Consider the following 25,001-nt stretch of genomic DNA (forward strand, 5'->3'; position numbering starts at 1 on the left):
GCGGCAGAACCCTGACAACTGGAACTGCGGCTAGTCTGGCAAGATCCGAGGCGGTCTTTCAAGAAAAGACCGGCCTTTGTGACAGCTTTGAGCGAGAGCGCCGCAGCTCCCTCGCTCAGAGCCTAGCACTTAGCCCTGCAATGCACTCAGGGTCAGGTCAAGGCACTTACGAGCCTTGGTTACCAGTTCATCGATTTCCGCCGGCGTGATCACCAGTGGCGGAGCGATGATCATGGTGTCGCCGACTGCGCGCATGATCAGGCCGTTGTCGAAGCAGAACTGACGGCAGATCATGCCGACGCCCTTGCCCTCGTATCGCTTGCGAGTGGCCTTGTCCTGGACCAGTTCGATGGCCCCCAACAGCCCGACCCCACGAACTTCACCCACCAGCGGGTGATCGTTCAGTTCCCGCAGACGCTTTTGCAAATACGGTGCCGTTTCTGACTTCACGCGCTCGACAATTTTTTCGTCGCGCAGGATACGGATGTTTTCCAGCCCCACAGCCGCCGCCACCGGGTGCCCGGAGTAGGTGAAACCGTGGTTGAAGTCACCGCCCTCGTTGAGCACGTCCACCACTTCGTCACGCACGATCAAGCCGCCCATCGGGATGTAGCCCGAGGTCAGGCCCTTGGCGATGGTCATCATGTCTGGCTTGAGGCCGTAGAAATCGCTGCCGAACCACTCGCCGGTACGACCGAAACCGCAAATCACTTCGTCCGCCACGAACAGGATGTCGTACTTGGCGAGGATTTCCTTGATGCGCGGCCAGTAAGTCGCTGGCGGAATGATCACGCCACCGGCGCCCTGGATCGGCTCGGCAATAAAGGCACCGACGTTGTCGACGCCGACTTCCAGAATCTTTTCTTCCAGCTGGTTGGCCGCCCAGATACCGAATTCTTCCGGAGTCATGTCGCCGCCTTCGGCGAACCAGTACGGCTGGGCAATGTGGACGATGCCCGGGATCGGCAAGTCGCCCTGTTCGTGCATGTACGTCATGCCACCCAGGCTCGCGCCAGCCACGGTGGAACCGTGATAGCCGTTCTTGCGGCTGATGATGACTTTCTTTTTCGGCTGGCCCTTGATCGCCCAGTAGTGACGAACCATACGCAACATGGTGTCGTTGCCTTCAGAGCCGGAACCGGTGAAGAACACATGGTTCATGCCTTGCGGCGCGATGTCGGCGATAGCCTTGGCCAGCTCCAGTACCGGCGGATGCGCGGTCTGGAAGAACAGGTTGTAGTAAGGCAGTTCGCGCATCTGTTTACTGGCGGCATCGGCCAGTTCATCACGACCATAACCAATCGCGACACACCACAGGCCGGCCATACCGTCGAGGATCTTGTTGCCTTCACTGTCCCAGAGGTAAACGCCCTTGGCATTGGTGATGATCCGCGGGCCTTTCTCTTTCAGCTGCTTGAAGTCGCTGAACGGAGCAAGGTGGTGGTCATTGCTCAGGGTTTGCCATTCACGGGTTTGCGGATTGTTGCTGGTCATGTGAATCTCCTAAAAAAATCAGGTGAAGGCGCCGCCAGGCAGCGGCGACGCCCGGCGTATCAGACGGCAAAGAGCAGGAATTCCCTTTCCCACGAACTGATCACGCGCTTGAAGTTTTCATGCTCGGCCCGCTTGACCGCGACGTAGCCAGTGATGAAATTTTTGCCCAGGTAACGCTCGATGGTCGCGCTGTTTTCCATGCGTTCCAGCGCGTCTTCGATGGTCAGCGGCAGGCGCAGGTTGCGGCGTTCATAACCACGACCCACCACCGGCGCACTCGGGTTCAGGCCTTCGACCATGCCGATGTAACCGCAGAGCAGGCTCGCGGCAATCGCCAGGTACGGGTTGGCATCGGCGCCCGGCAGGCGGTTTTCCACCCGACGGTTCTGCGGTCCGGCATCCGGCACCCGCAGACCCACGGTGCGGTTCTCTTCGCCCCACTCCACGTTCACTGGCGCCGAAGTGTCCGGCAGGAAGCGACGGAACGAGTTGACGTTGGGGGCGAACAGCGGCAACAGCTCGGGAATGAGTTTCTGCAGACCACCGATGTGGTGCAGGAACAGTTGGCTCATGGTCCCGTCTTCATTAGAGAAGATGTTCTTGCCGGTCTCGATGTCGATGATGCTCTGGTGCAAGTGCATGGCACTGCCCGGCTCGCCGGTCATCGGCTTGGCCATGAAGGTCGCTGCGACGTTGTGCTTGAGCGCGGCCTCGCGCATGGTGCGCTTGAACACCAGGATCTGGTCGGCCAGTGACAGGGCATCGCCGTGACGGAAGTTGATTTCCATCTGCGCCGTGCCGTCCTCGTGGATCAGCGTATCGAGGTCAAGGTCCTGCAGTTCACACCAGTCGTAGACGTCTTCGAACAGCGGATCGAATTCGTTCGCCGCTTCAATGGAGAACGACTGACGACCGATTTCCGGACGACCAGAGCGACCGACCGGCGGCTGCAGCGGGTAGTCCGGGTCGTCACTGCGCTTGGTCAGGTAAAACTCCATTTCCGGCGCCACGATCGGCTGCCAGCCTTTGTCGGTATAGAGTTTCAGGACTTTCTTGAGCACGTTGCGCGGCGACAGCTCGATCGGGTTGCCTTGCTTGTCGTAGGTATCGTGGATGACGATGGCAGTCGGCTCGATCGCCCACGGCACCAGGTATACCGCGTTCTGGTCGGGACGGCAGATCATGTCGATGTCGGCCGGGTCGAGCAGTTCGTAATAGATGTCGTCTTCGACGTAATCGCCGGTCACTGTCTGCAACAGCACGCTTTCCGGCAGACGCATGCCTTTTTCGGCGATGAATTTGTTGGTCGGCGAAATCTTGCCCCGGGTAATCCCGGTCAAGTCGGCGATCATGCATTCGACTTCTGTGATCTTGTGGTTTTTCAACCAATCGGTGAGCTGGTCGAGGTTGTTACTCATAAATGCCTCTAGGCTTGAGTTGTCTGACCCTTTTAAGGTCAGGCATTGTTTGACGCATCGGCGTCGCGTTGTAGAGCGTTTGCGCGGCAGATTATCGTGCCTGCCGACTCGGCTGCAGAAGCCGGGCGTGCAGAATCACGAGCGGTGCCCTGAACGATGGTCAGGCCGCTAGTGTGAATCGGTTCTATATTGAATGGAGTAACCGTAATGGGGGTGCCATCGCGACCGTCCAGAATATCGGACGGGGACGGTCGAACCGTCAGGGACGCAAGGATCACCGGAACCGCTGAGGCCACGGAACGGACGGGCGTGTCATCACTGATGTGATAAACATGCCGACCGACCTGTCTTGAGCAGTCGGTGACGCCGATTATCGGCAGGCGAGACATGAAGCACCCCGGTATTATTGCTGTTATGGGTTTGATTCGAGCTTAGCCTTGTTCATTTTTTTACACAACACCCCCGTAAAAAATACAACACGGCCCGCTCAAGCCTGCGGGCGCCACAGGGGCCAAGGGCATAAAAACGCCCCAAATCGCCTCAAAAAAGCCACGCGAGCGCTTTTTTAGGGCAAAAAAGGCCTCGCTTGACTTCGGCATGCCGTTCGGGTTGACTGGAATCTGAAAAGATCAATGATTGATATTTTTAACAACAAAGGTGTTGCATCATGTCGGTACCCCCGCGTGCCGTTCAGCTTAACGAAGCGAACGCGTTCCTTAAGGAACATCCTGAGGTTCTGTACGTTGACCTTCTGATTGCGGATATGAATGGTGTGGTGCGCGGCAAGCGCATCGAACGCACCAGCCTCCACAAGGTTTACGAGAAAGGCATCAACCTGCCGGCCTCTCTATTTGCTCTGGATATCAATGGCTCGACGGTGGAAAGCACTGGTCTGGGCCTGGACATCGGTGATGCTGACCGAATCTGCTATCCAATCCCCGATACCCTATGCAACGAGCCATGGCAGAAGCGCCCGACCGCGCAACTGTTGATGACCATGCACGAACTCGAAGGCGAGCCATTCTTCGCCGACCCGCGTGAAGTGCTGGCCAATGTGGTACGCAAGTTCGACGAAATGGGCCTGACCATCTGCGCCGCGTTCGAACTGGAGTTCTACCTGATCGACCAGGAGAACGTGAACGGTCGTCCGCAACCCCCTCGCTCGCCGGTTTCCGGCAAACGTCCGCACTCGACACAGGTCTACCTGATCGACGACCTCGACGAATACGTCGACTGCCTCCAGGACATCCTCGAAGGTGCCAAGGAGCAAGGCATCCCGGCCGACGCCATCGTCAAGGAAAGTGCCCCGGCGCAGTTCGAAGTGAACCTGCACCACGTGGCCGACCCGATCAAGGCCTGCGACTACGCGGTCCTGCTCAAGCGCCTGATCAAGAACATCGCCTACGACCATGAAATGGACACCACCTTCATGGCCAAGCCGTATCCGGGCCAGGCGGGCAATGGTCTGCACGTCCACATTTCGATTCTCGACAAAGACGGCAAGAATATTTTTGCCAGTGAGGATCCCGAGCAGAACGCCGCACTGCGTCACGCGATCGGCGGTGTGCTCGAGACCCTACCGGCGCAGATGGCCTTCCTCTGCCCGAACGTCAACTCGTACCGCCGTTTCGGCGCACAGTTCTACGTGCCGAACTCGCCGTGCTGGGGTCTGGATAACCGTACCGTGGCGATTCGCGTACCGACCGGTTCGCCAGACTCGGTGCGCATCGAACACCGTGTAGCCGGCGCCGATGCCAACCCGTACCTGCTGATGGCGTCGGTCCTGGCAGGCGTGCACCACGGTCTGGTCAACAAGATCGAGCCTGGCGCTCCGGTCGAAGGCAACAGCTACGAGCAGAACGAGCAGAGCCTGCCGAACAACCTGCGTGATGCACTGCGCGAGCTGGACGACAGCGAAGTCATGGCCAAGTACATCGATCCGAAATACATCGATATTTTCGTGGCCTGTAAAGAGAGCGAGCTGGAGGAGTTCGAACACTCCATCTCCGACCTCGAGTACAACTGGTACCTGCATACCGTTTAATCGGTTGCAGTAGTAAAAAAACGCCGCCGGCCTCATAGCCTGCGGCGTTTTTTTATGGCCGCCTGCGGCGGTTCGCTGGCAAGCCAGCTCCTACAGGAGGAATGCATTCAATTGTAGGAGCTGGCTTGCCAGCGAAGGCGTCTGGGCAGACAACACACAACCCGACTCGTACAATGCCCACTGCCCCGCAGGAGACTTCAATGACACGCGTAGCCACCCCCCGCAAACCCCGCGCACGCAGCCAGGCCCGGATCGATTCGATTCTCGATGCGGCCCGCACGCTGTTGGCCACCGAGGGCGTGGCCAGCCTGTCGATCTACAGCGTCGCCGAGCGCGCGGAGATCCCGCCCTCCTCGGTCTACCACTTCTTCGCCAGCGTGCCTGCCCTGCTCGAAGCCTTGACCGCCGATGTCCATGCGGCCTTCCGCGCCTGCCTGCAAGCCCCCATCGATCACCTGGCCTTGAATGGCTGGCGCGATCTGTCGCGACTGGTTGAACAACGCATGCTCGACATCTACGCAGAGGACGCCGCCGCTCGCCAACTTATTCTGACCCAACATGGCCTGACCGAAGTCACCCAGGCCGACCGCCAGCACGACATTGAACTGGGCGACCTGATGCACAAGCTGTTCGACCATCACTTCGAGCTGCCGACATTACCCAGTGATGTCGATGTGTTCGCCCTGGCCATGGAGCTGGGCGACCGGGTGTATGCGCGCTCGGTGCAACAGCACGGGCAGATCACGCCGCGCATGGCGGAGGAAGGAATGCGGGTGTTTGATGCTTACCTGGGGTTGTACCTGCCGCCTTACCTGCCCAAGCGCACCCTCGGCGACTGATGCACTAAATCACTTCGCAATCGTAAAGTGCCAGGCGTCGAATCACTGTTCCTGGTCGCAACAACCCGCCTGGAGCGACGACCGCGTTGGCACCGAGCCGCGATCCGTCGCCCAGCAGCGCGCCAAACTTGTCGCAACCGGTCGGCACCAGCACGCCATCGACCTGCACGTTCACAGCTTTGTCAGCACGCTCGTTGCGATAGTTGGCAACGATGCTGCCCGCTTCCAGATTGACTCCGGCACCCAATACCGAATCACCGACAAAATTGAAGTGCGCCAGTTTGCTGCCGCCAAACACGAAGGAAGACTTGAGCTCGGCGCCGGGGCCGATGATGCAATGCTCATCCAGCCAACAACCACCACGCAGATAAGCACCGGCGGCGATAAAACAGCCAGCGCCAATGATCAGCGGCGCCTTGAGAATGGCGCCCTCTTCGACCTGCGCCGTGCGGTGGACGGCAATATCATCCAATACCAGGTAATCATCATCCGGCAACTGCTTGAGTAGCTCGCGCACACGCTCGGGGGCATTGCTCACCAGCTCCCAGGGCGTCAGGTCGGCCCATCGGGCAAGCTTCGAGAGGGCCATACCATGAATGTAATCCGAAATCCTGACTGTCATCTTTGATCTCCTTGGCGCCAAACCTTGCTGCGAAAAAAATCCACACCGGACTCTACCACCGCCAGCAAGGCCAACAACAACCCCGAAGGGCTAAAACCCTCCGGGGTTGTTGTTTACGCATACGGCTTACAACTTGGCGATCGACACCTCGGTGGATTTCACAAACGCGATCACTTCACTGCCGACCGCCAGTTCCAGCTCTTTCACCGAGCGCGTGGTGATCACCGAAGTGACGATGCCGGACGCGGTCTGCACGTCGATTTCCGACAGTACGTCACCGAGGACGATTTCCTTGATGGAGCCTTTGAACTGGTTGCGAACGTTGATGGCCTTGATTGTCATGATGTTGATTCCTGTCGTTGGATAAAACTTGAGTTATTGAGCCCAGCGCAATTGCGTGGGCAAGGGTGAAACAGGTTCGGGTTCCGGCGGCTGGCCGGGCAGCGCCAGCACGCGATTGAGGACTTCGGTTTCCAGCGCCGCCAGCCGATGGGATCCACGGACCCGGGGGCGCGGCAGGTCCACGTGCAAGTCGAGGCCGACTTCACCGTCTTCGATCAGGATCACCCGATCGGCAATCGCCACGGCTTCGCTGACGTCATGGGTCACCAGCAACACCGTGAAACCGTGCTGCTGCCAGAGCCGTTCGATCAGTTGCTGCATTTCAATTCGGGTCAGGGCATCCAGCGCCCCCAAGGGTTCGTCGAGCAACAGCAGGCGCGGCTGATGAATCAACGCACGGGCCAAAGCCACGCGTTGCTTCTGCCCACCGGACAACGCTGCCGGCCACTCATTGGCGCGATCGGCCAGGCCCACCGCATCCAAAGCTTCAAGCGCTTGCGGCCGCCAGTTGCCCTTGAGGCCCAGACCGACGTTGTCGATGATCTTTTTCCAGGGCAGCAAACGCGCCTCCTGGAACATCAGCCGCGTGTCTTCCCGCGCGTCGCTCAATGGCGCGGCACCGGCGAGCAGCTCACCGCCCGAGGGTTTATCGAGGCCGGCGAGCAAGCGCAGCAAGGTACTTTTGCCGCAGCCGCTGCGACCGACCACGGCGACAAACTGGCCCGCCGGAATGTGCAGGTCGATCTCGCGCAGCACCTGCCGCGAGCCAAAGGTTTTTTGCAGCTTACGCACCGCCAGCGGAATACCGCGCAGCAAGCGTGGAGGTTGCTCCGCGATCATGCCGCACCTCCCTTGGCAACCTGATACGCCGGGTGCCAGCGCAGCCACACACGCTCAAGTCCACGGGCCGCGAGGTCGGCCAGCTTGCCGAGCACCGCGTACAACAGAATCGCCAGCACCACCACGTCAGTCTGCAAGAATTCCCGGGCATTCATGGCCAGATAGCCGATGCCGGAACTCGCGGAGATGGTTTCCGCCACGATCAACGTCAACCACATGAAGCCCAGGGCGAAGCGCACACCGACCAGAATCGAAGGCAGCGCCCCCGGCAGAATCACCTGCCAGAACAGACCGAAACCAGACAAGCCATAACTGCGCGACATCTCCACCAGCGCCGGATCGACATTGCGGATGCCGTGATAGGTATTGAGGTAAATCGGGAACAACGTGCCCAGCGCCACCAGGAAAATCTTCGCCGACTCGTCGATGCCGAACCACAGGATTACCAGCGGAATCAGCGCCAGGTGCGGCACATTGCGGATCATCTGCACCGAACTGTCGAGCAGACGCTCGCCCCACTTTGACAGGCCGGTGATAAAGCCCAGGGTCAAACCGATGCCGCCGCCAATGGTGAAACCCAGCGCGGCACGCCAGCCGCTGATGGCCAGGTGCGTCCAGATTTCGCCGCTGCGCACCAGGCTCACGCCGGCTTCGATGACGGCGATCGGCGCCGGCAGAATCCGTGTCGACAACCAACCCGCCGACACACTCAACTGCCAGACCGCCAGCAGTAACAACGGCAACGCCCAGGGCGCCAGGCTGTGGATGATTTTCTTCATGATCGCGCCTCAGCTCTGGGACGCGGCTTTGGGCAGAATGTCGTTGGCGACCATCTCGCCGAACGGGCTGACGTAGCCGGCACTTTTTGGCAGTTCAGGACGCTCGACATCGAGGTGCGGGAACAGCAACTCGGCCACCCGGTACGACTCTTCCAGGTGTGGGTATCCGGAAAATATAAAGGTGTCGATGCCCAGGTCCGCGTATTCCTTCACACGAGCCGCCACGGTCGGACCATCGCCTACCAGCGCCGTACCGGCACCGCCGCGCACCAGGCCGACGCCGGCCCACAGGTTAGGACTGACTTCCAGGTTGTCGCGGTTGCCGCCATGCAATGCGGCCATGCGTTGCTGACCGACCGAATCGAAACGCGCCAGCGAAGCCTGGGCACGAGCGATAGTCTCGTCGTCGAGATGGGAGATCAGCCGATCCGCGGCTTTCCAGGCTTCATCGTTGTTTTCACGCACGATCACATGCAGGCGAATGCCGAAGCGCACGGTGCGTCCAAGCTTGGCGGCCTTGGCGCGGACCTGTTCGATCTTTTCCGCCACGGCGGCCGGTGGCTCGCCCCAGGTCAAGACCATTTCCACCTGTTCGGCGGCCAGGTCTTGCGCGGCATCCGAAGAGCCGCCGAAGTACAGTGGCGGACGTGGCTGCTGGACCGGTGGATAGAGCAATTTCGCGCCTTTCACGCTGATGTGCTGGCCGTCGTAATCGACGGTTTCGCCTTCCAGCACCCGACGCCAGATGCGGGTGAATTCCACCGAGGCCTGATAGCGTTCTTCGTGGCTGAGAAACAGACCATCGCCCGCCAACTCTTCCGGATCACCGCCGGTCACCAGGTTGAACAACGCACGACCGCCGGACAGTCGATCCAGGGTCGCGGCCTGACGCGCCGCCACCGTCGGGGAAATGATCCCGGGGCGCAGGGCGACAAGAAACTTCAAGCGCTGGGTCACCGGAATCAGCGATGCCGCCACCAGCCACGAGTCTTCGCACGAGCGGCCGGTAGGGATCAGTACCCCGCCGAACCCCAGGCGATCCGCTGCCTGTGCGACTTGTTGCAAGTAACCGTGATCGACGGCACGTGCGCCTTCAGCGGTGCCTAGGTAATGGCCGTCGCCGTGGGTAGGCAGGAACCAGAAAATATTCAGGCTCATGGAGTGGTCTCCTTGGGGAATCGAATTATTGGGCTTTGGTTACCGAGCTTTGGGCCACGACAGCCGGCGGCGTCCAGATCACGTCTTTGATGCTCAACGGCTTGGGGATCAGCTTGAGCTGGTAGAAGCTGTCGGCAATTTTCTGTTGCGCCGCGACCACTTCCGGGGTGAGGAACAGCGCGCCATAGCCCTGGCGTTTCACCGAGGTCAGGGTGATGTCCGCTGGCAGGCCGAGCAGCGGTGAAACCTGTTGGGTCACCTCTTGCGGGTTAGCCTTGGACCACTCGCCGATCGCACGCACTTCTTCGACCAGGGTCTTGATCACCTCGGGATTCTTCTGCGCATAAGGTTTGGTCGCCAGGTAGAACTGATGGTTGTCGACGATGCCCTGGCCATCGCGCAGGGTGCGCGCTTGCAGCTGTTGTTCGGCGGCGGCCTGGTACGGGTCCCAGATCACCCAGGCGTCGACGCTGCCACGCTCGAACGCGGCGCGGGCATCGGCCGGCGGCAGGAATACGGTCTGGATGTCGGTGTATTTGAGGCCAGCGTCTTCCAGTGCACGCACCAGCAGGTAGTGCACGTTGGAGCCCTTGTTGAGCACGACTTTCTTGCCCTTGAGATCCGCCACCGATTTGACCGGCGAGTCCTTCGGCACCAGGATCGCCTCACTGTGCGGCGCTGGCGGTTCATAGGCGACGTAGAGCAAATCGGCGCCGGCCGCTTGAGCGAACACGGGTGGCGTTTCGCCGGTGACGCCGAAGTCGATGGAGCCGACGTTCAAGCCTTCAAGCAGTTGCGGGCCACCGGGGAATTCCGTCCACTGCACGTCCACGCCTTGGGCGGCGAGGCGTTTTTCCAGGGTGCCTTTGGCTTTGAGCAGCACCAGCGTGCCGTACTTCTGATAACCGATTCGTAGTACGCCTTCCTGGGTAGAAAGCGCCTGAGCTTGAGTAATAACGCCGAAGGCGGCCGCAGCAAACAGAGCGACCAGACCACGACGCAAAATGACAGGGCGCATGGCGCTCTCCTTTTTGCAGTTGGGTTTTGGCTGCACCTGCTTGCCCGTTGGCGGGCGAGTAAGGCCAGTACTTCAGTTGTTTCGGTGAGGCTTAAATGCTCCAGCGAGCACTCAACAAACGTTCATTCAACAGGCCTGGATCGAGCGGCCTGGGCCGTCGCGCCATGGCTCCGGAAAATTGCTCCAGCGCTTCATACAAACGTTGCTCCAGCTCCGGCGCCAGTTGCGCCAGGGCACTGCCTTCGCCGTAAGCGATCTGGCTGTCGACTGCGAAAATGCCTTGCAGCATTTCCTGGGCCTTCAAGGCCGACAGCACCGGCTTGAGCGCGTAATCCACCGCCAGCATGTGGGCGATGCTGCCGCCAGTGGCCATTGGCAAAACCACCTTGTGGCTCAAGGCGCGTTCGGGCAGCAGGTCCAGCACGACTTTCAGCGCACCGGAAAACGATGCCTTGTAAACCGGTGTGGCAATCAGCAGGCCATCGGCGTTTTCAATCTGTTGCAGCAGGTCGATCACCTTGGGGCTGTCGAAGCGTGCGTGCAGCAGGTCTTCGGCCGGTAAGTCCCGTACCTGATAACTCACCACTTCCACGCCCTGCTCTTGTAACCATTGCCGGGAGCGATCCAGCAGCACCCCGGAACGAGAGCGCTGGCTGGGACTGCCACCGAGTGAGACAACCAACATTCAGACGATTCCTTGCACGGTGCTGGCGATTCGCGGTTTGCGACCTCGCTTCGATGGAGTGACCTTAACAGCTGATTTATATATCCATAAATCATATTTATTCATTTGGTTATGCATTAAAGAAATATGCAGAGCAGATTCCTCCAGACAAAAAAAAGGCCGTCGAAACGGCCTGAAATCCCCTGCTTTGTGGGTGCCTTGAAAAGATCGCAGCCTGCGGCAGCTCCTACAGGGATCGGCGTATGCACGTAGGAGCTGCCGCAGGCTGCGATCTTTTGACCTTCAACGGTTCGGCTGCGGCGTCAGGCGCAAGTAAGGCTTGACCGCCCGATAGCCCTTGGGAAAACGCTGCCTGATTTCATCCTCATCCTTGAGCGACGGCACGATCACCACCTCATCACCGTCCTGCCAGTTGGCCGGCGTGGCCACCTTGTAGTTGTCGGTGAGTTGCAACGAATCGATCACCCGCAGGATTTCGTTGAAATTGCGCCCGGTGCTCGCCGGGTAGGTGATGGTCAACCGGACCTTTTTGTTCGGGTCGATCACGAACAGCGAGCGCACGGTCAAGGTGTCGTTGGCGTTGGGATGGATCAGGTCGTAGAGGTCCGAGACCTTGCGGTCGGCGTCATCCAGGATCGGAAAGTTGACCACGGTGTTCTGCGTCTCGTTGATGTCCTCGATCCACTTGTGATGCGACTCGACAGGGTCAACGGACAGTGCGATCGCCTTGACGCCGCGCCCCACGAATTCATCCTTGAGTCTGGCGGTGAAGCCCAATTCGGTGGTGCACACTGGCGTGAAATCCGCCGGATGGGAAAACAGCACGCCCCAGCTATCGCCCAGCCACTGATGAAAACGGATGATGCCGGCGCTGGAGTTCTGTTCGAAATCGGGGGCGATATCGCCAAGTCTGAGGCCCATGGTGCTGCTCCTTGTGAATGCTTGATGGGCTCAACTGTGCCTGTGTTTTTTATCTATTAAAAAGAATAAATATCGATTTATTTAGATCATAAAGAAATATTAAAAATCTGTTCACTGGACGTGCACGCACAAGCCGCCGAACATCGTCCACAAGGTTCGAGAAGGCCTTGAGTTGCTGCAAAGAGGGAACTTCAAGGCGGGATTACGGGGGTGAACCCGTCTTGAAAATGTAAAAGCCCCGCCAGGTGCAATACCGGGCGGGGCTTTTTTTGTCTCGGTTACGCGAGCGCTATTACAACAGCGGAATCGAGTAGCTGAGGATCACGCGGTTTTCGTCCTGCGAACGCGTGTTCGGCAGGTCAGTGCGCCAGGTAGCGTTTTTCCATGCCAGGCCCAGGTTTTTCAGCGGACCTTCCTGAACGACGTAAGCCACGTTCAGATCGCGCTCCCACTCGGAAGCACCATTGGCCGCCTCGCCACCCTTGGCGTTAACGGTATCGATGTTGTCACCATGCAGGTACACCAGGCCCGCCGTCAGGCCAGGTACACCGACCCTGGCGAAGTCGAACGAGTAGCGTGCTAGCCAGGTTTTCTCGCCGGCACGGGCGAACTTCTGGATTTGCGAATCGGTGATGGTGTAGTTCGACGAACCGTCACCCTGGTTCAGCCAAGGGAAGTCGCTACTGCCGTTGCTGACCTGGTAACCGGCGCCGAAGGTGTGACCGGCAACGGAGTACAGGAACAAGCCGCTGTACAGGTTGTTGTCGACCTTGCCTTTACCGTTGGCTGCACCGCTGTAGTTGCCAGTGGTGAAGAACAGAGGGTCGTGACCGTTGGCACCGTCGTCGGAACTGTTGAAGTAACGCAAGTCCGATTTCAACACGCCAGGGCCGATAGCCCAGTTGTGTACCAGACCCAGGAAGTGTTGTTTGTAGAACTCTTCCAGATTGCCGTAGTAGTACTGGGCAGTCAGGTCCTTGGTGATCTTGTAGTCGCCACCGGCATAGATGAACTTGTTGCTGTCGCGGAATTTGGTGCCGCGAGTGTTCGCGCCCGAAATCGACATCTGCTCATTGTTGCTGGAGTTACGGCCTTTGACGGCTTCGATCTGGCCACCGACCAGCGACAGGTCCTTGATCTCGGCGGAAGCGATCTGGCCACCCTGCCAGGTTTGCGGCAGCAAACGACCATCGTTGGTCACGATCACCGGATTTTTCGGCTGCAGGGTGCCCAGCTTCAGTTCGGTCTGGGAAACCTTGGCTTTGGCGGTCAGGCCCAGGCTGGAAAAATCATCAACTGCCTCGCCGTTGGATTTGCTCGGGAAAACCGTACCGCCGTAAGAGGTCGCCGTGGCGCCGTTGGTACCGCCGCCCGAATCCAGCTTGACGCCCAACAGGCCGATCGCATCGATACCGAAGCCGACGGTACCCTGGGTGTAACCCGAGATGAAGCGCAGATCGAAGCCTTGGCCCCATTCTTCGTTTTTGTTCGGGCCGGTGCCGTCACGGTAATCGGTGTTGATGTAGAAGTTACGCAGCCCCAATGTTGCCTTGCTGTCTTCGATAAAACCCGCGGCGCTTGCCTGCTGGGTCAATACCCCGACGGCCACAGCCATGGCCAGGGTGGACTTGTTCATGTTTCGCTCCTCTCGTTTCTAATTCTGATGTTCCTGGTCCCGAATCGATTGCCCGGGATCCTGAATGCATAAATTCGCGGTAAACCGTCTAGACCGGTCATTTGGCGGGCCGCGGGATACATGGCCTTAAAGCCAATAAGAGTTTTTAATATTTTTTAATTCCGTTTTGGAATATGGCTTCCCACAACAGATCCGAGGTATCGGCAGCGAGGCCAATTCCTGTAACTGATCAATTGTCGAGGGAGGAAAATGCCAAATCCGAGCTCATGGATGAGTGTCGGACAGGTGCACTTTAAGGCGCGGATTAAAAAACTAAAAAGAATAAAAAAGAAATACAACCTTTGATTATGGAATATAAAATTCAACGCGAAAAAAAACCCCGCCAATCGACGGGGCTCTTTTCTTACGGCTATTACATGAAGCTGTAGGTGTAGTTGAAGATCAGACGGGTCTGGTCTTGGTCAAGGGTGCTGGTGTTACCACGGTAGGTACCGTGACGCAGCGTCGTACCAAACCCTTTGAGTGCGCCCGTTTGAATCACGTAATCAATGCGCGCGTCGGTCTCGTGTTCACTCAGGTCTTTACCAACACCGTTGGTAGCCTTGATGTCCTGGCCATTCAAGTAAGCAATCGAAGCTTTCAAGCCTGGTACACCCAGGGAGGCGAAGTCATAGGAGTACTGACCGAACGTGGTGTTTTCACCGGCACGGATGAAGCTACCAACCGTGGCGTCGGTAAACGAGTAGAAGCTCGCGCCGCCGGCACCTTCAGGATTACCGTTGTTATCGACAAGGTTGCCTTGGTTCAAGAAAACGAAGCCGCCGTCATCGTTGACACGCTGATGCCCGATCAGGAATGCGTTGCCACCCAGGGTATAGGTGAACATGGCGCTCCAGGTCTTGTTATCGACCACGCCCTTTTCCTTGGCGAAGCCATTGTTGTTGTTGAACTGGAAGCCCGGATCACCGTTCTTGCCGTCGGAGCTGCTGTCGAAATAACGGATATCGGTCTTGAACGACTGATTGGCCGCGATCGGGTAGACGTGCACCAGACCGAGGAAGTTCTGCTTGTAGAAGTCTTCCAGGTTCGCATAGTAGTACTGCAGCATGAGGTCTTTGGTGACCTTCCAGTCAGCACCGCCGTAGAGGAATTTGTTGCTGTCCTCAGTAGCGCCAGCCACAGACAGGCCAGTGGAGTTCGAGGAGGCGCGACCCGACGCGTGCTCCAGTTGACCAAAGTTAAAGGTCACATTGTCGATTTCTTTGGAGGTGATGGTGCCACCTTCAAAGGTCTGCGGCAGCAGACGGCTGTCGTTCGCGATCAGGATCGGCAGGTTAGGTGCCAGGGCGCCACCCAGGTGAGCTTCGGTCTTCGAGAAGCGCGCCTTGACGTTGCCATCCAGACGGCTCCACTCGTCGGCCGCCTCATTGCCATCGCTAGGGAAGAACGAGTTGCTGTTACCGGTCGGGTGATGCCCCTTGCCACCATCCAGGTGGATGCCGACGAGTGCCTGGGCATCGATACCGAAGCCGACAGTACCCTGGGTAAAACCGGACAGGTAATCGAATTTGAGACCCTCAGCGGTTTCTCGCTGACGGTTGGCAGGAGTGCTCGCACCTTCACGCATATCGGCGTCGTAATACATGGTGCGAGAGCTGATGGAAGCCTTGCTGTCTTCCAGGAAACCGGCGGCGCCTGCTTGCTGCGCCAATACCCCAACGGTCACGGCCAGAGCCAAGGTGGACTTGTTCATTGTGTAGCTCCTCTCGATTCTAATTCTTGTGTTCCTGGTCTCGAGTCGATGCCCGAAATCCTAAGATGCGCGATTAGCGCCAAAGCGTGACCTACAAGTCAATCGTAACCATGTGTGTCTACGACCATAGTCTAATCCCCGGTTTTTTGGTCCTTGCAGGGTCATGAATTCGTCATAAACCTGAAAAGAATTGACTACTTCTTTTCTAATACCGTTTAGGAATTTAGCTCCCCACTCCCCAACTACCACAGAATAGAGGGTTTGGCTCACAAGCCAATTCCTAAACGGTATTTATTTTTGCTTTTTTAGATCGATTAGTTTCTTACGCAATTCGGAAACAAATCTTTTACCGAAAGGCGGTCCCATGACGTCCAAACGCGCACTATCCGGATCAATTGTTACAGTTTGTGTATCGTTCGCGTTTTCTTTCACTTTGAGGTCTGGGTCACGCGCAAGGATTACGTCGACAAACATCCGCAGGTCGTGGCCGGTTCCGCTTTTCCGGATGCCAGGGTGCAACAGAGTACTGCGCTGCTGAATGGCGGCACGGCCAAGGAGATTGGCGAGACAGCGAAATTCTTGAAGGAACAAGGGAAGGTCGAGACGGTGCTGCCGGAGTATTCGCCGCATGTCAGTGCGAGGTTGGTGCAGCAGTAACGCGAACTCTGTGGCGAGGGAGCTTGCTCCCGTTGGAGTCCGAAGGACTCCCAGTTGGGGCCGCTACGCGACCCAGCGGGAGCAAGCTCCCTCGCCACAAAAGCCAGAGCGTTACAGGGCTTTTTCGAAGATTTTCGAATTACGCTGATAGTTGTACAGCGACGCCCGCGCCGACGGTAGCCGGTCGACGCTGCTGGGTTCGAAACCACGTTCGCGGAACCAGTGCGCGGTGCGGGTGGTGAGGACGAACAAGGTTTTCAACCCCTGAGCCCGCGCGCGGTTTTCAATGCGTTCCAGCAGTTCATCGCCGCGACCGCCATGGCGGTACTCCGGATTCACCGCCAGGCACGCCAGCTCGCCCGCGTCCGAATCGGCGATTTGGTACAGCGCCGCACAGGCGATGATCATGCCTTCGCGTTCAACCACACTGAACTGCTCGATTTCGCGCTCCAGCACCTCACGGGAACGGCGCACCAGGATGCCCTGCTCTTCCAGCGGACTGATCAAGTCCAGCAAACCACCGACGTCTTCAATGGCCGCTTCGCGCACCACTTCGAACTGTTCCTGGGCGACCAGGGTGCCGCCACCGTCGCGGGTGAACAGCTCGGTCAAAAGTGCACCGTCTTCGGCGTAACTGACGATATGGCTACGAGCCACGCCGCCACGGCAAGCTTCGGCCGCGGCATCGAGCAATTCTGCCTGATAGTTGCTGCCCAGCCGTTGCAGATGCGCTGGCACTTGCTGCGGACGCAGTTCACGCACCAGGCGCCCGTGTTCGTCGATCAGGCCCAGGTCAGCGCCGAACAGCAGCAGCTTGTCCGCGCCCAGATCGATGGCCGCGCGCGTGGCGACGTCTTCGCAAGCGAGGTTGAAAATCTCCCCGGTCGGCGAATAGCCCAGCGGCGACAGCAACACGATGGAGCGCTCGTCCAGCAGACGGTTGATGCCCTTGCGGTCGACCCGGCGCACTTCGCCGGTGTGGTGATAGTCGACGCCTTCGAGCACGCCGATCGGGCGTGCCGTCACCAGGTTGCCGCTGGCCACCCGCAGGCGTGAGCCCTGCATCGGTGACGAAGCCATGTCCATCGACAGGCGAGCCTCAATGGCAATGCGCAACTGGCCGACCGCGTCGATCACGCACTCCAGGGTCGCGGCATCGGTAATGCGCAGGCCGTGGTGGTAATGCGGGGTCAGGCCACGGGCAGCGAGGCGCGCTTCGATTTGCGGGCGGGAACCGTGAACCAGCACCAGACGCACACCCAGGCTGTGCAACAGCACCAGGTCGTGGACGATATTGCCGAAGTTCGGGTGTTCAACGCCGTCGCCGGGCAGCATGACGACAAAAGTACAATCGCGGTGGGCGTTGATGTAAGGCGAAGCGTGACGAAGCCAATTGACGTATTCGGGCATGAACCTGGGCCTGTAATAAATAGCAGCCGAAAAAAGGGCGAAACTGAAAACGCACAGCGGGCTGATGGTTATCGTCGGAACAGGCTTGGCAACACGCGCGCTCTCCTCATGAATACGGGTTTGGGTACCGGCAATTTATACGGCTTGTCAGGCAAATCACAGACCCTGTGCAGGAGCGAGCTTGCTCGCGATGAACCCAAGGACGACGCGTCCATTCAGAAAGATCGCGTAATCGTTGAAGTCCATCGCGAGCAAGCTCGCTCCTACAGGTCTTGCGCAGTTTGGGCCGGGGTCAGGCAATAGTGTTCGATCAGTTGCCTTAATAGATGCACCGTAGGCTGCAAACGTGACATTTCGAGGTATTCCCCCGGCTGATGGGCGCAGGCGATATCACCCGGGCCAAGCACCAGCGTTTCACAGCCAAGGCGCTGAAGATAAGGTGCTTCGGTGCCGAACGCCACTGCTTCGGCGCTGTGACCGGTGAGCTTTTCGGCAAGGCGCACCAACTCGGCGTCCTCGGCCTGCTCGAACGGCGGCACTTCGGGGAACAGCGGCGCGTAATCGATCTTGACCTGATGCCGCTCGGCAACCGGCTTGAGCTTCTGCAGGATCTCGGCGCGCAGGACTTTGGGGTCCATGCCGGGTAACGGCCGCAAATCGAATTCCAGCGAACACTGGCCGCAGATGCGGTTGGGGTTGTCGCCGCCATGGATACAGCCGAAATTCATCGTTGGTGTCGGCACGCCGAATTGAGGATTGCGGAATTCGCGCTGCCATAACAAGCGCAGGCCACGCAATTCACCGATGGCATCGTGCATGGCTTCCAGAGCGCTATGGCCCAGGCGCGGGTCAGAGGAATGACCGCTCTGCCCGAGGATGTCGATGCGCTCCATCATGATGCCTTTGTGCATGCGGATCGGCTTGAGCCCGGTCGGCTCGCCAATCACCGCCGCCCGCCCCAGCGGTCGCCCCGCTTCGGCCAGCGCGCGGGCGCCGGACATCGAGCTTTCTTCATCGCAGGTGGCGAGAATCAGCAACGGCTGTTTGAACGGTTGGTCGAGCAGCGGTTTGACCGCCTCGATCGCCAGGGCGAAAAAACCCTTCATGTCGCAACTGCCCAGGCCGACCCAGCGACCGTCGACTTCAGTCAGCTTCAACGGGTCGGTTTGCCACAGCGCACCGTCGAACGGCACGGTGTCGCTGTGCCCGGCCAGCACCAGACCGCCGGGACCGGAACCGAAACTGGCCAGCAGGTTGAACTTGCCCGGGCTGACTTGCTGGATCTCGCAGGTAAAACCCAGCTCACCGAGCCACGCCGCCAGCAGGTCGATGACCGGGCCGTTGCTTTGATCGAGACTGGGTTGGGTACAACTGACCGACGGTGCAGCGATCAACGCAGCGAATTGTTCTTTCATCGACGGCAATGGCATCGCTGACTCCCGGCACCCGAATTGAAGTCCATCATAGAACCAACCGATGACAGGAATAAACCGTCTCGGCGCGCACTAACCTTGAGTCCTGTACACTGCACGACCTTGGCAGCCACACATTCCCCCGGCTGCGCTCCCGATCCTGGATTTTCCGGCCATGCAGAAAGAAACCGAAATCAAACTCCGCGTCAGCCGCGAAACCCTCGCCGCTCTGCGCGAGCACCCATTACTGAAAAAACGCAACAAAAGTGGCTGGGAACGCCGTGAGTTGATGAACCAGTACTTCGACACGCCCGAGCGCGACCTGGCCCGGGCCAAAGTCGCACTGCGCCTGCGCAAGGATGGCGACGACGTGATTCAGACCCTCAAGACCCGCGGCCAGAGCGTCGCCGGTTTGTCGGTACGTAACGAGTACGACTGGAACCTGCCCAAAGCCAAGCTCGACCTGAAGAAACTCGACGGCGAATGCTGGCCCGAGGAACTGGCCGAGCTTGACAAGAAAACCCTGAAGCCGATCTTCACCACCGACTTCGTCCGCGAACGGGCGGAAATCGCCTGGGGCCGCGGCAAGACCAAAGTGGTCATCGAAGCCGCGCTGGACCTGGGTCACGTCGTGGTCGGCAAGCAGAAAGAAGAAATCTGCGAGCTGGAACTGGAACTGCGCGAAGGCGAGCCGGCTGCGTTGCTGGAACTGGCCGCCGAGCTGGCCGAGAAACTGGCTTTGATGCCGTGCGACATCAGCAAGGCCGAGCGCGGTTATCGCCTGTACGACGCCCACAGTTACTCGTTGAGCCTGCCGGCGCCGCAGATCACCGCCGAAACGCCGCTGGACGACGCGTTCGCCGCGCTGAGCTGGCATTTGCTGGGCAGCAGCCAGCGTTTGGCCGAACAGTATCGCTTCAATGGTCACTGGCGCCTGTTGCAGGACTGGGTCGAAAACCTCGCGGAAATGCGCGCGCTGATCAGTAGCCTGGGCCAGGCCGCTCCGCGTCAGTCGACCCACGACCTGCGTATCGCCCTCGATGCCTTGCTGGAAGACTGGCGCCCGCTGGTCCAGGCCGGCCTGGAAGATGAAGACGTGCGCAAAGCCGCACCCGAGCAGTTCCTCGAAGAACTCGAAGACCCGCGCTGGGGCCTGTTCTCCCTGACCACCTCGCGCTGGCTGCTGGCCCGCACCTGGGCCGCCGACCGCAACACCCGTGGCAATCGCCAGGGCGCTGCGCAACTGGGCAGCTGGTTGCCGCGCCTGCTGGGCGAGGAAGCCACTTCGTTGCAATTGCAGCGCTACCAGCAACAACCGGAAGACCTGGCCGAACAACTGCCGCGCATCGAACGCATCCAGGTCTGGCTGCACCATGCGCGTAACGTGCTGGAGATCCCGGAAATGGATCGCCTGTACGGCGAGCTGAACAAACTGGCGCAACTGGCCAACGAATCGATCACCGACGAAGTCCTGGATGCGCGCAAGCAGCAGGCGATTGCGGTGTATCAGAACCGTGCCTGGAAGATGCTGTTGCGTTTGTAATCCTGAAAAGATCGCAGGCTTCGCCAGCTCCTACGGGTGTACTCCATCCGAATGTAGGAGCTGCCGCAGGCTGCGATCTTTTTTGCTTTATCGCACCACCGGCAAACTGGTCGTCGACTTGATTTCCGACAACGCCACGATCGAATTGACCTCCTGAATCCCCGGCACCATCGACAGCTTCTCAAAGAAGAAGCGCTCGTAGGCCTCGATGTCCGCCGTGACAATCCGCAACAAGAAATCCACTGCCCCCATCAGCACATGACACTCCAGCACCTCCGGAAAGCCGCGAATCGCCTCGGTGAATTCGGTGAAGTTCGAACGCCCGTGGGCATTGAGTTTCACCTGCGCGAAGATCTGCGTGTTCAGGCCGATTTTCTTGCGGTCGAGCAAGGTTACCTGGCCGCGAATGATGCCCTCCTCTTTCATCCGCTGAATCCGCCGCCAGCACGGCGACTGCGAGAGCCCCACCTGCTCGGCGATCTGTGCGCTGGAAAGCGAGGCATCCTCTTGCAGCAAGGCGAGGATCTTGCGGTCGTAGCTGTCCAGCTCGCTTTGCATAAAAAATCCATTAACCGAGTAACAAGTGAATTGATTGATTCTTCATTTCTGTAATAAAGCCAATCATAGAGAAGAAATACCCGGCATAGGATGTAAACATTTCTCCAATGATTTTGGAGCCAGACCATGCCGTATCTCGAAGCCGTGAACACCCCACCTGCCCGCGCCGATGTCTGGAACGTCGGCAACGCCCACCGCCGGGTTCGCTATCAAATGCAGGCCGAAGCAGAGCCGGACCTGCTGTGTCGCGCCCTCAATTTGTTCGCCTTGCAATTGCTCACCCCGGAACAGGTCAACGCGCAGCGCCAGGACGACTGGCTGGCCATCGAGATCGTCATCGACGGTTTGAGCTGGCACCGTGCGCAAGTGATTGCGGAAAAACTTCGTAACCTGATCAGCGTCTGCTCGGTGAAGCTGCAAGAAGCTGATTCTGCCTGGACCGAAGCGGTTCAAGCGGCGGGTTGAAAAACTCCGAAACGGCTTCGTCGGGTAGTGGCCCAGCGGTCAGCCGGGCCACGGCTATCCTTTGCGCACTGTCGTTCAAAAGGAGCCCGCATGTCCGTACATATCGCCCTTCAGGACCGCTGGCTGGATCTCAATGATGTGCTGCGCGAACTCGTCGCCCAAGGCTTTATCAGCCAGGATTCGGCCGAACACGCGCTCAATGCCCGCCGCCGCAACGCCACCCATGGCCAGATGCATCCGCTGGAGTTCATCGCCAGCCAACAGCTGGACGATCTCAGCCGCCCCGGCAAAACGCTGGACCTCGAAAGCCTGACCCTGTGGCTGTCCCGGCAGGCCGGTCAACCTTACCTGCGCATCGATCCGTTGAAAATCAACGTCGCGGCCGTGACCCCGCTGATGTCCTATGCCTTCGCCCAGCGCCACAAGATCCTCGCGGTAGCGATCGACCGCGATGCGGTGACCGTGGCCAGCGCCCAGCCTTATGTCAGCAGCTGGGAGGCTGACTTGACCCACGTGCTCAAATTGCCGATCAAGCGCGTGGTGGCCAACCCGGTGGACATCCAGCGCTTGAGCGTCGAATTCTTCCGCCTGGCCAAGTCGGTCACCGGGGCGAACAGCGCCGATCCGCAAGTCAGTACCCTCGGCAATTTCGAACAACTGCTCAACCTCGGCGCCAGCGACCAGGAGCCGGACGCCAACGACGCACACATCGTCAACATCGTCGACTGGTTGTTCCAGTACGCGTTCCAGCAACGCGCCAGCGACATCCACATCGAACCCCGGCGCGAGCAAGGCACGGTGCGCTTTCGCATCGACGGCGTGCTGCACAACGTCTATCAATTCCCGCCCCAGGTCACCGTGGCCATCGTCAGTCGCCTGAAAACCCTGGGGCGCATGAACGTCGCGGAGAAACGCAAACCCCAGGACGGCCGAGTGAAAACCAAGACCCCGGACGGCGGCGAAGTCGAACTGCGTTTATCGACACTGCCCACGGCCTTCGGCGAAAAAATGGTCATGCGGATCTTCGACCCGGAAGTCCTGCTAAAGGACTTCGACCAGCTTGGTTTTTCCGCCGACGACCTGCGCCGCTGGCAGGACATGACCCGCCAGCCCCACGGCATCATCCTCGTCACCGGGCCGACGGGTTCGGGCAAGACCACTACCCTCTACACCACCCTGAAAAAACTGGCGACGTCGGAGGTCAACCTCTGCACCATCGAAGACCCGATTGAAATGGTCGAGCCGGCGTTCAACCAGATGCAGGTCCAGCACAACATCGACCTGACCTTTGCCGCCGGCGTGCGCGCGCTGATGCGGCAAGACCCGGACATCATCATGATTGGCGAGATCCGCGACCTCGAAACCGCGGAGATGGCGATCCAGGCTGCACTCACCGGGCACCTGGTGCTGTCGACCCTGCACACCAACGATGCGCCCAGCGCCATCAGCCGCCTGCTGGAGCTCGGCGTACCGCACTACCTGATCAAGGCCACGGTGCTCGGCATCATGGCCCAGCGCCTGGTGCGAACTCTGTGCCCGCACTGCAAGGCGCCGCTGACGCTGGGCGAAGACGACTGGCAAACCCTGACCCGGCCCTGGCAAGCACCATTGCCGGCCAATGCCCAGCGTGCCATCGGTTGCGTGGAATGCCGCGACACCGGTTATCACGGTCGCGCCGGGGTCTACGAAATCATGCAGCTCAGCGACAGCCTCAAAGCGCTGATCAGTCCCGACACCGATCTGCTGGCCGTTCGGCGCCAGGCGTTCAAGGAAGGCATGCGCAGCCTGCGCCTGTCGGGGGCGCAAAAGGTCGCCGCCGGGTTGACGACCATCGAGGAGGTTCTGCGCGTAACACCCCAGAGCGAGCAGAGCTGAGCCCGGCTGTACTTATCCGGCATCGGCACCGCTACACTCCAGCCATTGCAACTCCACAGATCCACACATCAACAAGGAATCGTTATGCAGATCGGTAGTGTGCTTTTGCTTTTTGTCGGCCTGGTGGTCGCCATTCTGTTCATGGGTTTCAAGGTCGTGCCCCAGGGCTTTGAATGGACCGTCGAACGTTTCGGGCGCTACACCAACACGCTCAAGCCGGGGTTGAACGTCATCATTCCGGTCATGGACCGCATCGGCCGCAAGATGAATGTGATGGAAAGCGTGCTGGATATTCCGCCGCAGGAAGTCATCACCTCCGACAACGCCACGGTGCAAATCGACGCCGTGTGTTTCTTCCAGGTGGTCAATACGGCCCAGGCGGCCTACGAGGTGAACAACCTCGAACATGCCATCCGCAACCTGCTGCAAACCAACATCCGTACGGTGCTCGGTTCGATGGAACTCGACGCCATGCTCAGCCAGCGTGACGGCATCAACGAAAAACTGCTGCGCACCGTCGATGAAGCAACCGCGCCGTGGGGCATCAAGATCACCCGGATCGAGATCAAGGACATCAGCCCGCCCGCCGACCTGATGGCGGCGATGTCGGGGCAGATGAAAGCCGAACGGATCAAGCGTGCCCAGATCCTCGAGGCCGAAGGCCTGCGTGCCGCAGCGATCCTGACCGCCGAAGGCAAGAAGCAGGCGCAGATTCTCGAAGCCGAAGGCAGTCGCCAGGCCGCCTTCCTGGAGGCCGAAGCCCGCGAGCGGCAAGCCGCGGCAGAAGCCCAGGCGACCAAAGTGGTGTCCGAAGCCATCGCCAGCGGCAACGTGCAGGCGATCAACTATTTCGTGGCGCAGAAGTACATCGATGCGCTGGGCAAGTTGTCTTCGGCCAACAACAGCAAAGTGATCCTGATGCCGCTAGAGGCCAGTTCGATGATCGGTGCGGTGGGCGGCATTGGCGAAATCGTCAAGGCCACTTTCGATAACAAGAAAGCCTGAGGCGCGCCATGTGGGCATTTTTGCAGCACCTTTCGTTCTGGGACTGGTTGGCGCTGGGCACGGTGCTGTTGATTCTTGAAGTGTTCGGCGCCGGCGGCTACCTGTTGTGGATCGGCATGGCGGCAGCGATCGTGGGCGTCTTGACCTTCTTCCTGCCGGGCCTGTCCTGGGAATGGCAGTTTCTATTGTTCGGCCTGCTGTCGATCGCCACCGCGTTTTACTGGTGGCGGCGTCAGCGCACGGCGGCGCGCCCGAGCGATCAGCCGCACCTGAATCTGCGCGGCCAGGAACTGATCGGCAAAACCTTCGTGGTGCATGAAGCGATTGTCAACGGTCGCGGCAAAATCAAGGTAGCCGACGGCGTGTGGATGGCCCGCGGGCCGGACACTGCCATTGGCAGCCGCGTGCGGGTGGTCGGCCAGCAAGGCGCGATCCTGCTGGTCGAAGCAGCGGAATAGGCAGCCACGGAACTCGATAGGGGGGTTGGCAATCCAACGGCGTAGTCAACCCAGTGGAGTCACCCTGTC

Annotated in this window: 22 protein-coding genes and 1 pseudogene; 8 read left to right on the forward strand and 15 right to left on the reverse strand. The window is 59.3% G+C overall.

All coding sequences use genetic code 11. The features are described from left to right. Positions 1-129: 129 nt before the first annotated feature. Complete coding sequence (locus tag KGA83_RS06420; RefSeq protein WP_108217129.1) at positions 130-1,494, reverse strand: aspartate aminotransferase family protein; 1,365 nt, start codon at positions 1,492-1,494, stop codon at positions 130-132. Between the two features lie 59 nt (positions 1,495-1,553). Then, positions 1,554-2,912, reverse strand: coding sequence for a glutamine synthetase family protein (locus KGA83_RS06425; protein WP_108217130.1), 1,359 nt, complete (start codon positions 2,910-2,912; stop codon positions 1,554-1,556). Positions 2,913-3,579: 667 nt separating this feature from the next. On the opposite strand from KGA83_RS06425, the gene KGA83_RS06430 reads away from it, so the two are divergent. Beyond that, the gene (locus KGA83_RS06430) at positions 3,580-4,956 is read left to right on the forward strand and encodes a glutamine synthetase family protein (protein WP_218431613.1); all 1,377 of its coding nucleotides are present in this window, start codon (positions 3,580-3,582) and stop codon (positions 4,954-4,956) included. Between the two features lie 200 nt (positions 4,957-5,156). Then, positions 5,157-5,795, forward strand: coding sequence for a TetR/AcrR family transcriptional regulator (locus tag KGA83_RS06435; RefSeq protein ID WP_108217133.1), 639 nt, complete (start codon positions 5,157-5,159; stop codon positions 5,793-5,795). A gap of 4 nt (positions 5,796-5,799) precedes the next feature. Here the strand turns inward: KGA83_RS06435 and KGA83_RS06440 are convergent, their stop codons facing one another. From KGA83_RS06440 to KGA83_RS06485, 10 genes are all read right to left on the reverse strand, one after another. Next, the gene (locus tag KGA83_RS06440; protein ID WP_108217134.1) at positions 5,800-6,417 is read right to left on the reverse strand and encodes an LpxA family transferase; all 618 of its coding nucleotides are present in this window, start codon (positions 6,415-6,417) and stop codon (positions 5,800-5,802) included. A gap of 126 nt (positions 6,418-6,543) precedes the next feature. Then, entirely contained in the window at positions 6,544-6,759 is a 216-nt protein-coding gene (locus KGA83_RS06445; protein ID WP_007967989.1) for a molybdopterin-binding protein, read from the reverse strand. A gap of 33 nt (positions 6,760-6,792) precedes the next feature. Then, positions 6,793-7,599: an aliphatic sulfonates ABC transporter ATP-binding protein gene (ssuB, locus tag KGA83_RS06450; protein WP_223529143.1), complete on the reverse strand. Its 807-nt coding sequence runs from the start codon at positions 7,597-7,599 to the stop codon at positions 6,793-6,795. Then, positions 7,596-8,378 (reverse strand): aliphatic sulfonate ABC transporter permease SsuC, encoded by a 783-nt coding sequence (gene ssuC, locus KGA83_RS06455; protein WP_223529145.1) that lies wholly within the window; start codon positions 8,376-8,378, stop codon positions 7,596-7,598. The genes ssuB and ssuC overlap by 4 nt, the downstream gene beginning before the upstream one ends. A 9-nt stretch (positions 8,379-8,387) precedes the next feature. After that, positions 8,388-9,536 (reverse strand): FMNH2-dependent alkanesulfonate monooxygenase, encoded by a 1,149-nt coding sequence (gene ssuD, locus KGA83_RS06460; protein WP_108217137.1) that lies wholly within the window; start codon positions 9,534-9,536, stop codon positions 8,388-8,390. A 25-nt stretch (positions 9,537-9,561) separates the two neighbouring features. Then, complete coding sequence (locus KGA83_RS06465) at positions 9,562-10,554, reverse strand: sulfonate ABC transporter substrate-binding protein (RefSeq protein WP_223529148.1); 993 nt, start codon at positions 10,552-10,554, stop codon at positions 9,562-9,564. Positions 10,555-10,645: 91 nt separating this feature from the next. Next, complete coding sequence (ssuE, locus tag KGA83_RS06470) at positions 10,646-11,239, reverse strand: NADPH-dependent FMN reductase (protein WP_223529151.1); 594 nt, start codon at positions 11,237-11,239, stop codon at positions 10,646-10,648. 282 nt (positions 11,240-11,521) lie between these two features. Further along, positions 11,522-12,160: a peroxiredoxin gene (locus KGA83_RS06475; protein WP_223529154.1), complete on the reverse strand. Its 639-nt coding sequence runs from the start codon at positions 12,158-12,160 to the stop codon at positions 11,522-11,524. A 292-nt stretch (positions 12,161-12,452) separates the two neighbouring features. Continuing rightward, positions 12,453-13,796 (reverse strand): OprD family porin, encoded by a 1,344-nt coding sequence (locus KGA83_RS06480; RefSeq protein ID WP_223529163.1) that lies wholly within the window; start codon positions 13,794-13,796, stop codon positions 12,453-12,455. 412 nt (positions 13,797-14,208) lie between these two features. Then, positions 14,209-15,549, reverse strand: coding sequence for an OprD family outer membrane porin (locus KGA83_RS06485; protein ID WP_108217142.1), 1,341 nt, complete (start codon positions 15,547-15,549; stop codon positions 14,209-14,211). A gap of 432 nt (positions 15,550-15,981) precedes the next feature. On the opposite strand from KGA83_RS06485, the pseudogene tauA reads away from it, so the two are divergent. Further along, positions 15,982-16,206: pseudogene (gene tauA / locus KGA83_RS06490) on the forward strand (taurine ABC transporter substrate-binding protein); the annotation flags it as partial. A gap of 111 nt (positions 16,207-16,317) precedes the next feature. Here tauA and argA read toward each other — a convergent pair. Both argA and argE read right to left on the reverse strand, forming a co-directional pair. Then, positions 16,318-17,616 (reverse strand): amino-acid N-acetyltransferase, encoded by a 1,299-nt coding sequence (gene argA, locus KGA83_RS06495; RefSeq protein ID WP_108217144.1) that lies wholly within the window; start codon positions 17,614-17,616, stop codon positions 16,318-16,320. Positions 17,617-17,879: 263 nt separating this feature from the next. Next, positions 17,880-19,046 carry an acetylornithine deacetylase gene (argE, locus tag KGA83_RS06500; RefSeq protein WP_108217145.1) on the reverse strand — a complete coding sequence of 389 codons (1,167 nt, stop codon included), beginning with the start codon at positions 19,044-19,046 and terminating at the stop codon, positions 17,880-17,882. Positions 19,047-19,203: 157 nt separating this feature from the next. Here argE and KGA83_RS06505 point away from each other — a divergent pair, with 157 nt between their 5' ends. Next, positions 19,204-20,571, forward strand: a complete 1,368-nt coding sequence (locus KGA83_RS06505) for an inorganic triphosphatase (RefSeq protein ID WP_223529166.1) — start codon at positions 19,204-19,206, stop codon at positions 20,569-20,571. An 87-nt stretch (positions 20,572-20,658) separates the two neighbouring features. On the opposite strand, the gene KGA83_RS06510 is transcribed toward KGA83_RS06505, so the two are convergent. After that, complete coding sequence (locus KGA83_RS06510; RefSeq protein WP_108217147.1) at positions 20,659-21,129, reverse strand: Lrp/AsnC family transcriptional regulator; 471 nt, start codon at positions 21,127-21,129, stop codon at positions 20,659-20,661. 126 nt (positions 21,130-21,255) lie between these two features. Here KGA83_RS06510 and KGA83_RS06515 point away from each other — a divergent pair, with 126 nt between their 5' ends. From KGA83_RS06515 to KGA83_RS06530, 4 genes are all read left to right on the forward strand, one after another. Further along, a complete protein-coding gene (locus tag KGA83_RS06515; RefSeq protein ID WP_108217148.1) occupies positions 21,256-21,594 on the forward strand; it encodes a hypothetical protein in 339 nt (112 codons plus the stop codon). Between the two features lie 90 nt (positions 21,595-21,684). Further along, a complete protein-coding gene (locus KGA83_RS06520) occupies positions 21,685-23,469 on the forward strand; it encodes a GspE/PulE family protein (RefSeq protein WP_223529168.1) in 1,785 nt (594 codons plus the stop codon). A gap of 84 nt (positions 23,470-23,553) precedes the next feature. After that, on the forward strand, positions 23,554-24,474 hold the full coding sequence (locus KGA83_RS06525; RefSeq protein WP_108217150.1) for an SPFH domain-containing protein: 921 nt from the start codon (positions 23,554-23,556) through the stop codon (positions 24,472-24,474). Between the two features lie 8 nt (positions 24,475-24,482). Continuing rightward, positions 24,483-24,932 carry an NfeD family protein gene (locus tag KGA83_RS06530; RefSeq protein WP_108217151.1) on the forward strand — a complete coding sequence of 150 codons (450 nt, stop codon included), beginning with the start codon at positions 24,483-24,485 and terminating at the stop codon, positions 24,930-24,932. The last annotated feature ends 69 nt before the right edge of the window (positions 24,933-25,001 follow it).

It is taken from the genome of Pseudomonas sp. GL-R-19 (assembly GCF_019956375.1).
Taxonomy (GTDB): domain Bacteria; phylum Pseudomonadota; class Gammaproteobacteria; order Pseudomonadales; family Pseudomonadaceae; genus Aquipseudomonas.

Bases quoted from the DNA above. Each gene is read 5' to 3' on its own strand.
- KGA83_RS06420 (WP_108217129.1), bottom strand. From the start codon at position 1,494: ATGACCAGCAACAATCCGCAAACCCGTGAATGGCAAACCCTGAGCAAT.
- KGA83_RS06425 (WP_108217130.1), bottom strand. From the start codon at position 2,912: ATGAGTAACAACCTCGACCAGCTCACCGATTGGTTGAAAAACCACAAG.
- KGA83_RS06430 (WP_218431613.1), top strand. From the start codon at position 3,580: ATGTCGGTACCCCCGCGTGCCGTTCAGCTTAACGAAGCGAACGCGTTC.
- KGA83_RS06435 (WP_108217133.1), top strand. From the start codon at position 5,157: ATGACACGCGTAGCCACCCCCCGCAAACCCCGCGCACGCAGCCAGGCC.
- KGA83_RS06440 (WP_108217134.1), bottom strand. From the start codon at position 6,417: ATGACAGTCAGGATTTCGGATTACATTCATGGTATGGCCCTCTCGAAG.
- KGA83_RS06445 (WP_007967989.1), bottom strand. From the start codon at position 6,759: ATGACAATCAAGGCCATCAACGTTCGCAACCAGTTCAAAGGCTCCATC.
- ssuB (WP_223529143.1), bottom strand. From the start codon at position 7,599: ATGATCGCGGAGCAACCTCCACGCTTGCTGCGCGGTATTCCGCTGGCG.
- ssuC (WP_223529145.1), bottom strand. From the start codon at position 8,378: ATGAAGAAAATCATCCACAGCCTGGCGCCCTGGGCGTTGCCGTTGTTA.
- ssuD (WP_108217137.1), bottom strand. From the start codon at position 9,536: ATGAGCCTGAATATTTTCTGGTTCCTGCCTACCCACGGCGACGGCCAT.
- KGA83_RS06465 (WP_223529148.1), bottom strand. From the start codon at position 10,554: ATGCGCCCTGTCATTTTGCGTCGTGGTCTGGTCGCTCTGTTTGCTGCG.
- ssuE (WP_223529151.1), bottom strand. From the start codon at position 11,239: ATGTTGGTTGTCTCACTCGGTGGCAGTCCCAGCCAGCGCTCTCGTTCC.
- KGA83_RS06475 (WP_223529154.1), bottom strand. From the start codon at position 12,160: ATGGGCCTCAGACTTGGCGATATCGCCCCCGATTTCGAACAGAACTCC.
- KGA83_RS06480 (WP_223529163.1), bottom strand. From the start codon at position 13,796: ATGAACAAGTCCACCCTGGCCATGGCTGTGGCCGTCGGGGTATTGACC.
- KGA83_RS06485 (WP_108217142.1), bottom strand. From the start codon at position 15,549: ATGAACAAGTCCACCTTGGCTCTGGCCGTGACCGTTGGGGTATTGGCG.
- argA (WP_108217144.1), bottom strand. From the start codon at position 17,616: ATGCCCGAATACGTCAATTGGCTTCGTCACGCTTCGCCTTACATCAAC.
- argE (WP_108217145.1), bottom strand. From the start codon at position 19,046: ATGCCATTGCCGTCGATGAAAGAACAATTCGCTGCGTTGATCGCTGCA.
- KGA83_RS06505 (WP_223529166.1), top strand. From the start codon at position 19,204: ATGCAGAAAGAAACCGAAATCAAACTCCGCGTCAGCCGCGAAACCCTC.
- KGA83_RS06510 (WP_108217147.1), bottom strand. From the start codon at position 21,129: ATGCAAAGCGAGCTGGACAGCTACGACCGCAAGATCCTCGCCTTGCTG.
- KGA83_RS06515 (WP_108217148.1), top strand. From the start codon at position 21,256: ATGCCGTATCTCGAAGCCGTGAACACCCCACCTGCCCGCGCCGATGTC.
- KGA83_RS06520 (WP_223529168.1), top strand. From the start codon at position 21,685: ATGTCCGTACATATCGCCCTTCAGGACCGCTGGCTGGATCTCAATGAT.
- KGA83_RS06525 (WP_108217150.1), top strand. From the start codon at position 23,554: ATGCAGATCGGTAGTGTGCTTTTGCTTTTTGTCGGCCTGGTGGTCGCC.
- KGA83_RS06530 (WP_108217151.1), top strand. From the start codon at position 24,483: ATGTGGGCATTTTTGCAGCACCTTTCGTTCTGGGACTGGTTGGCGCTG.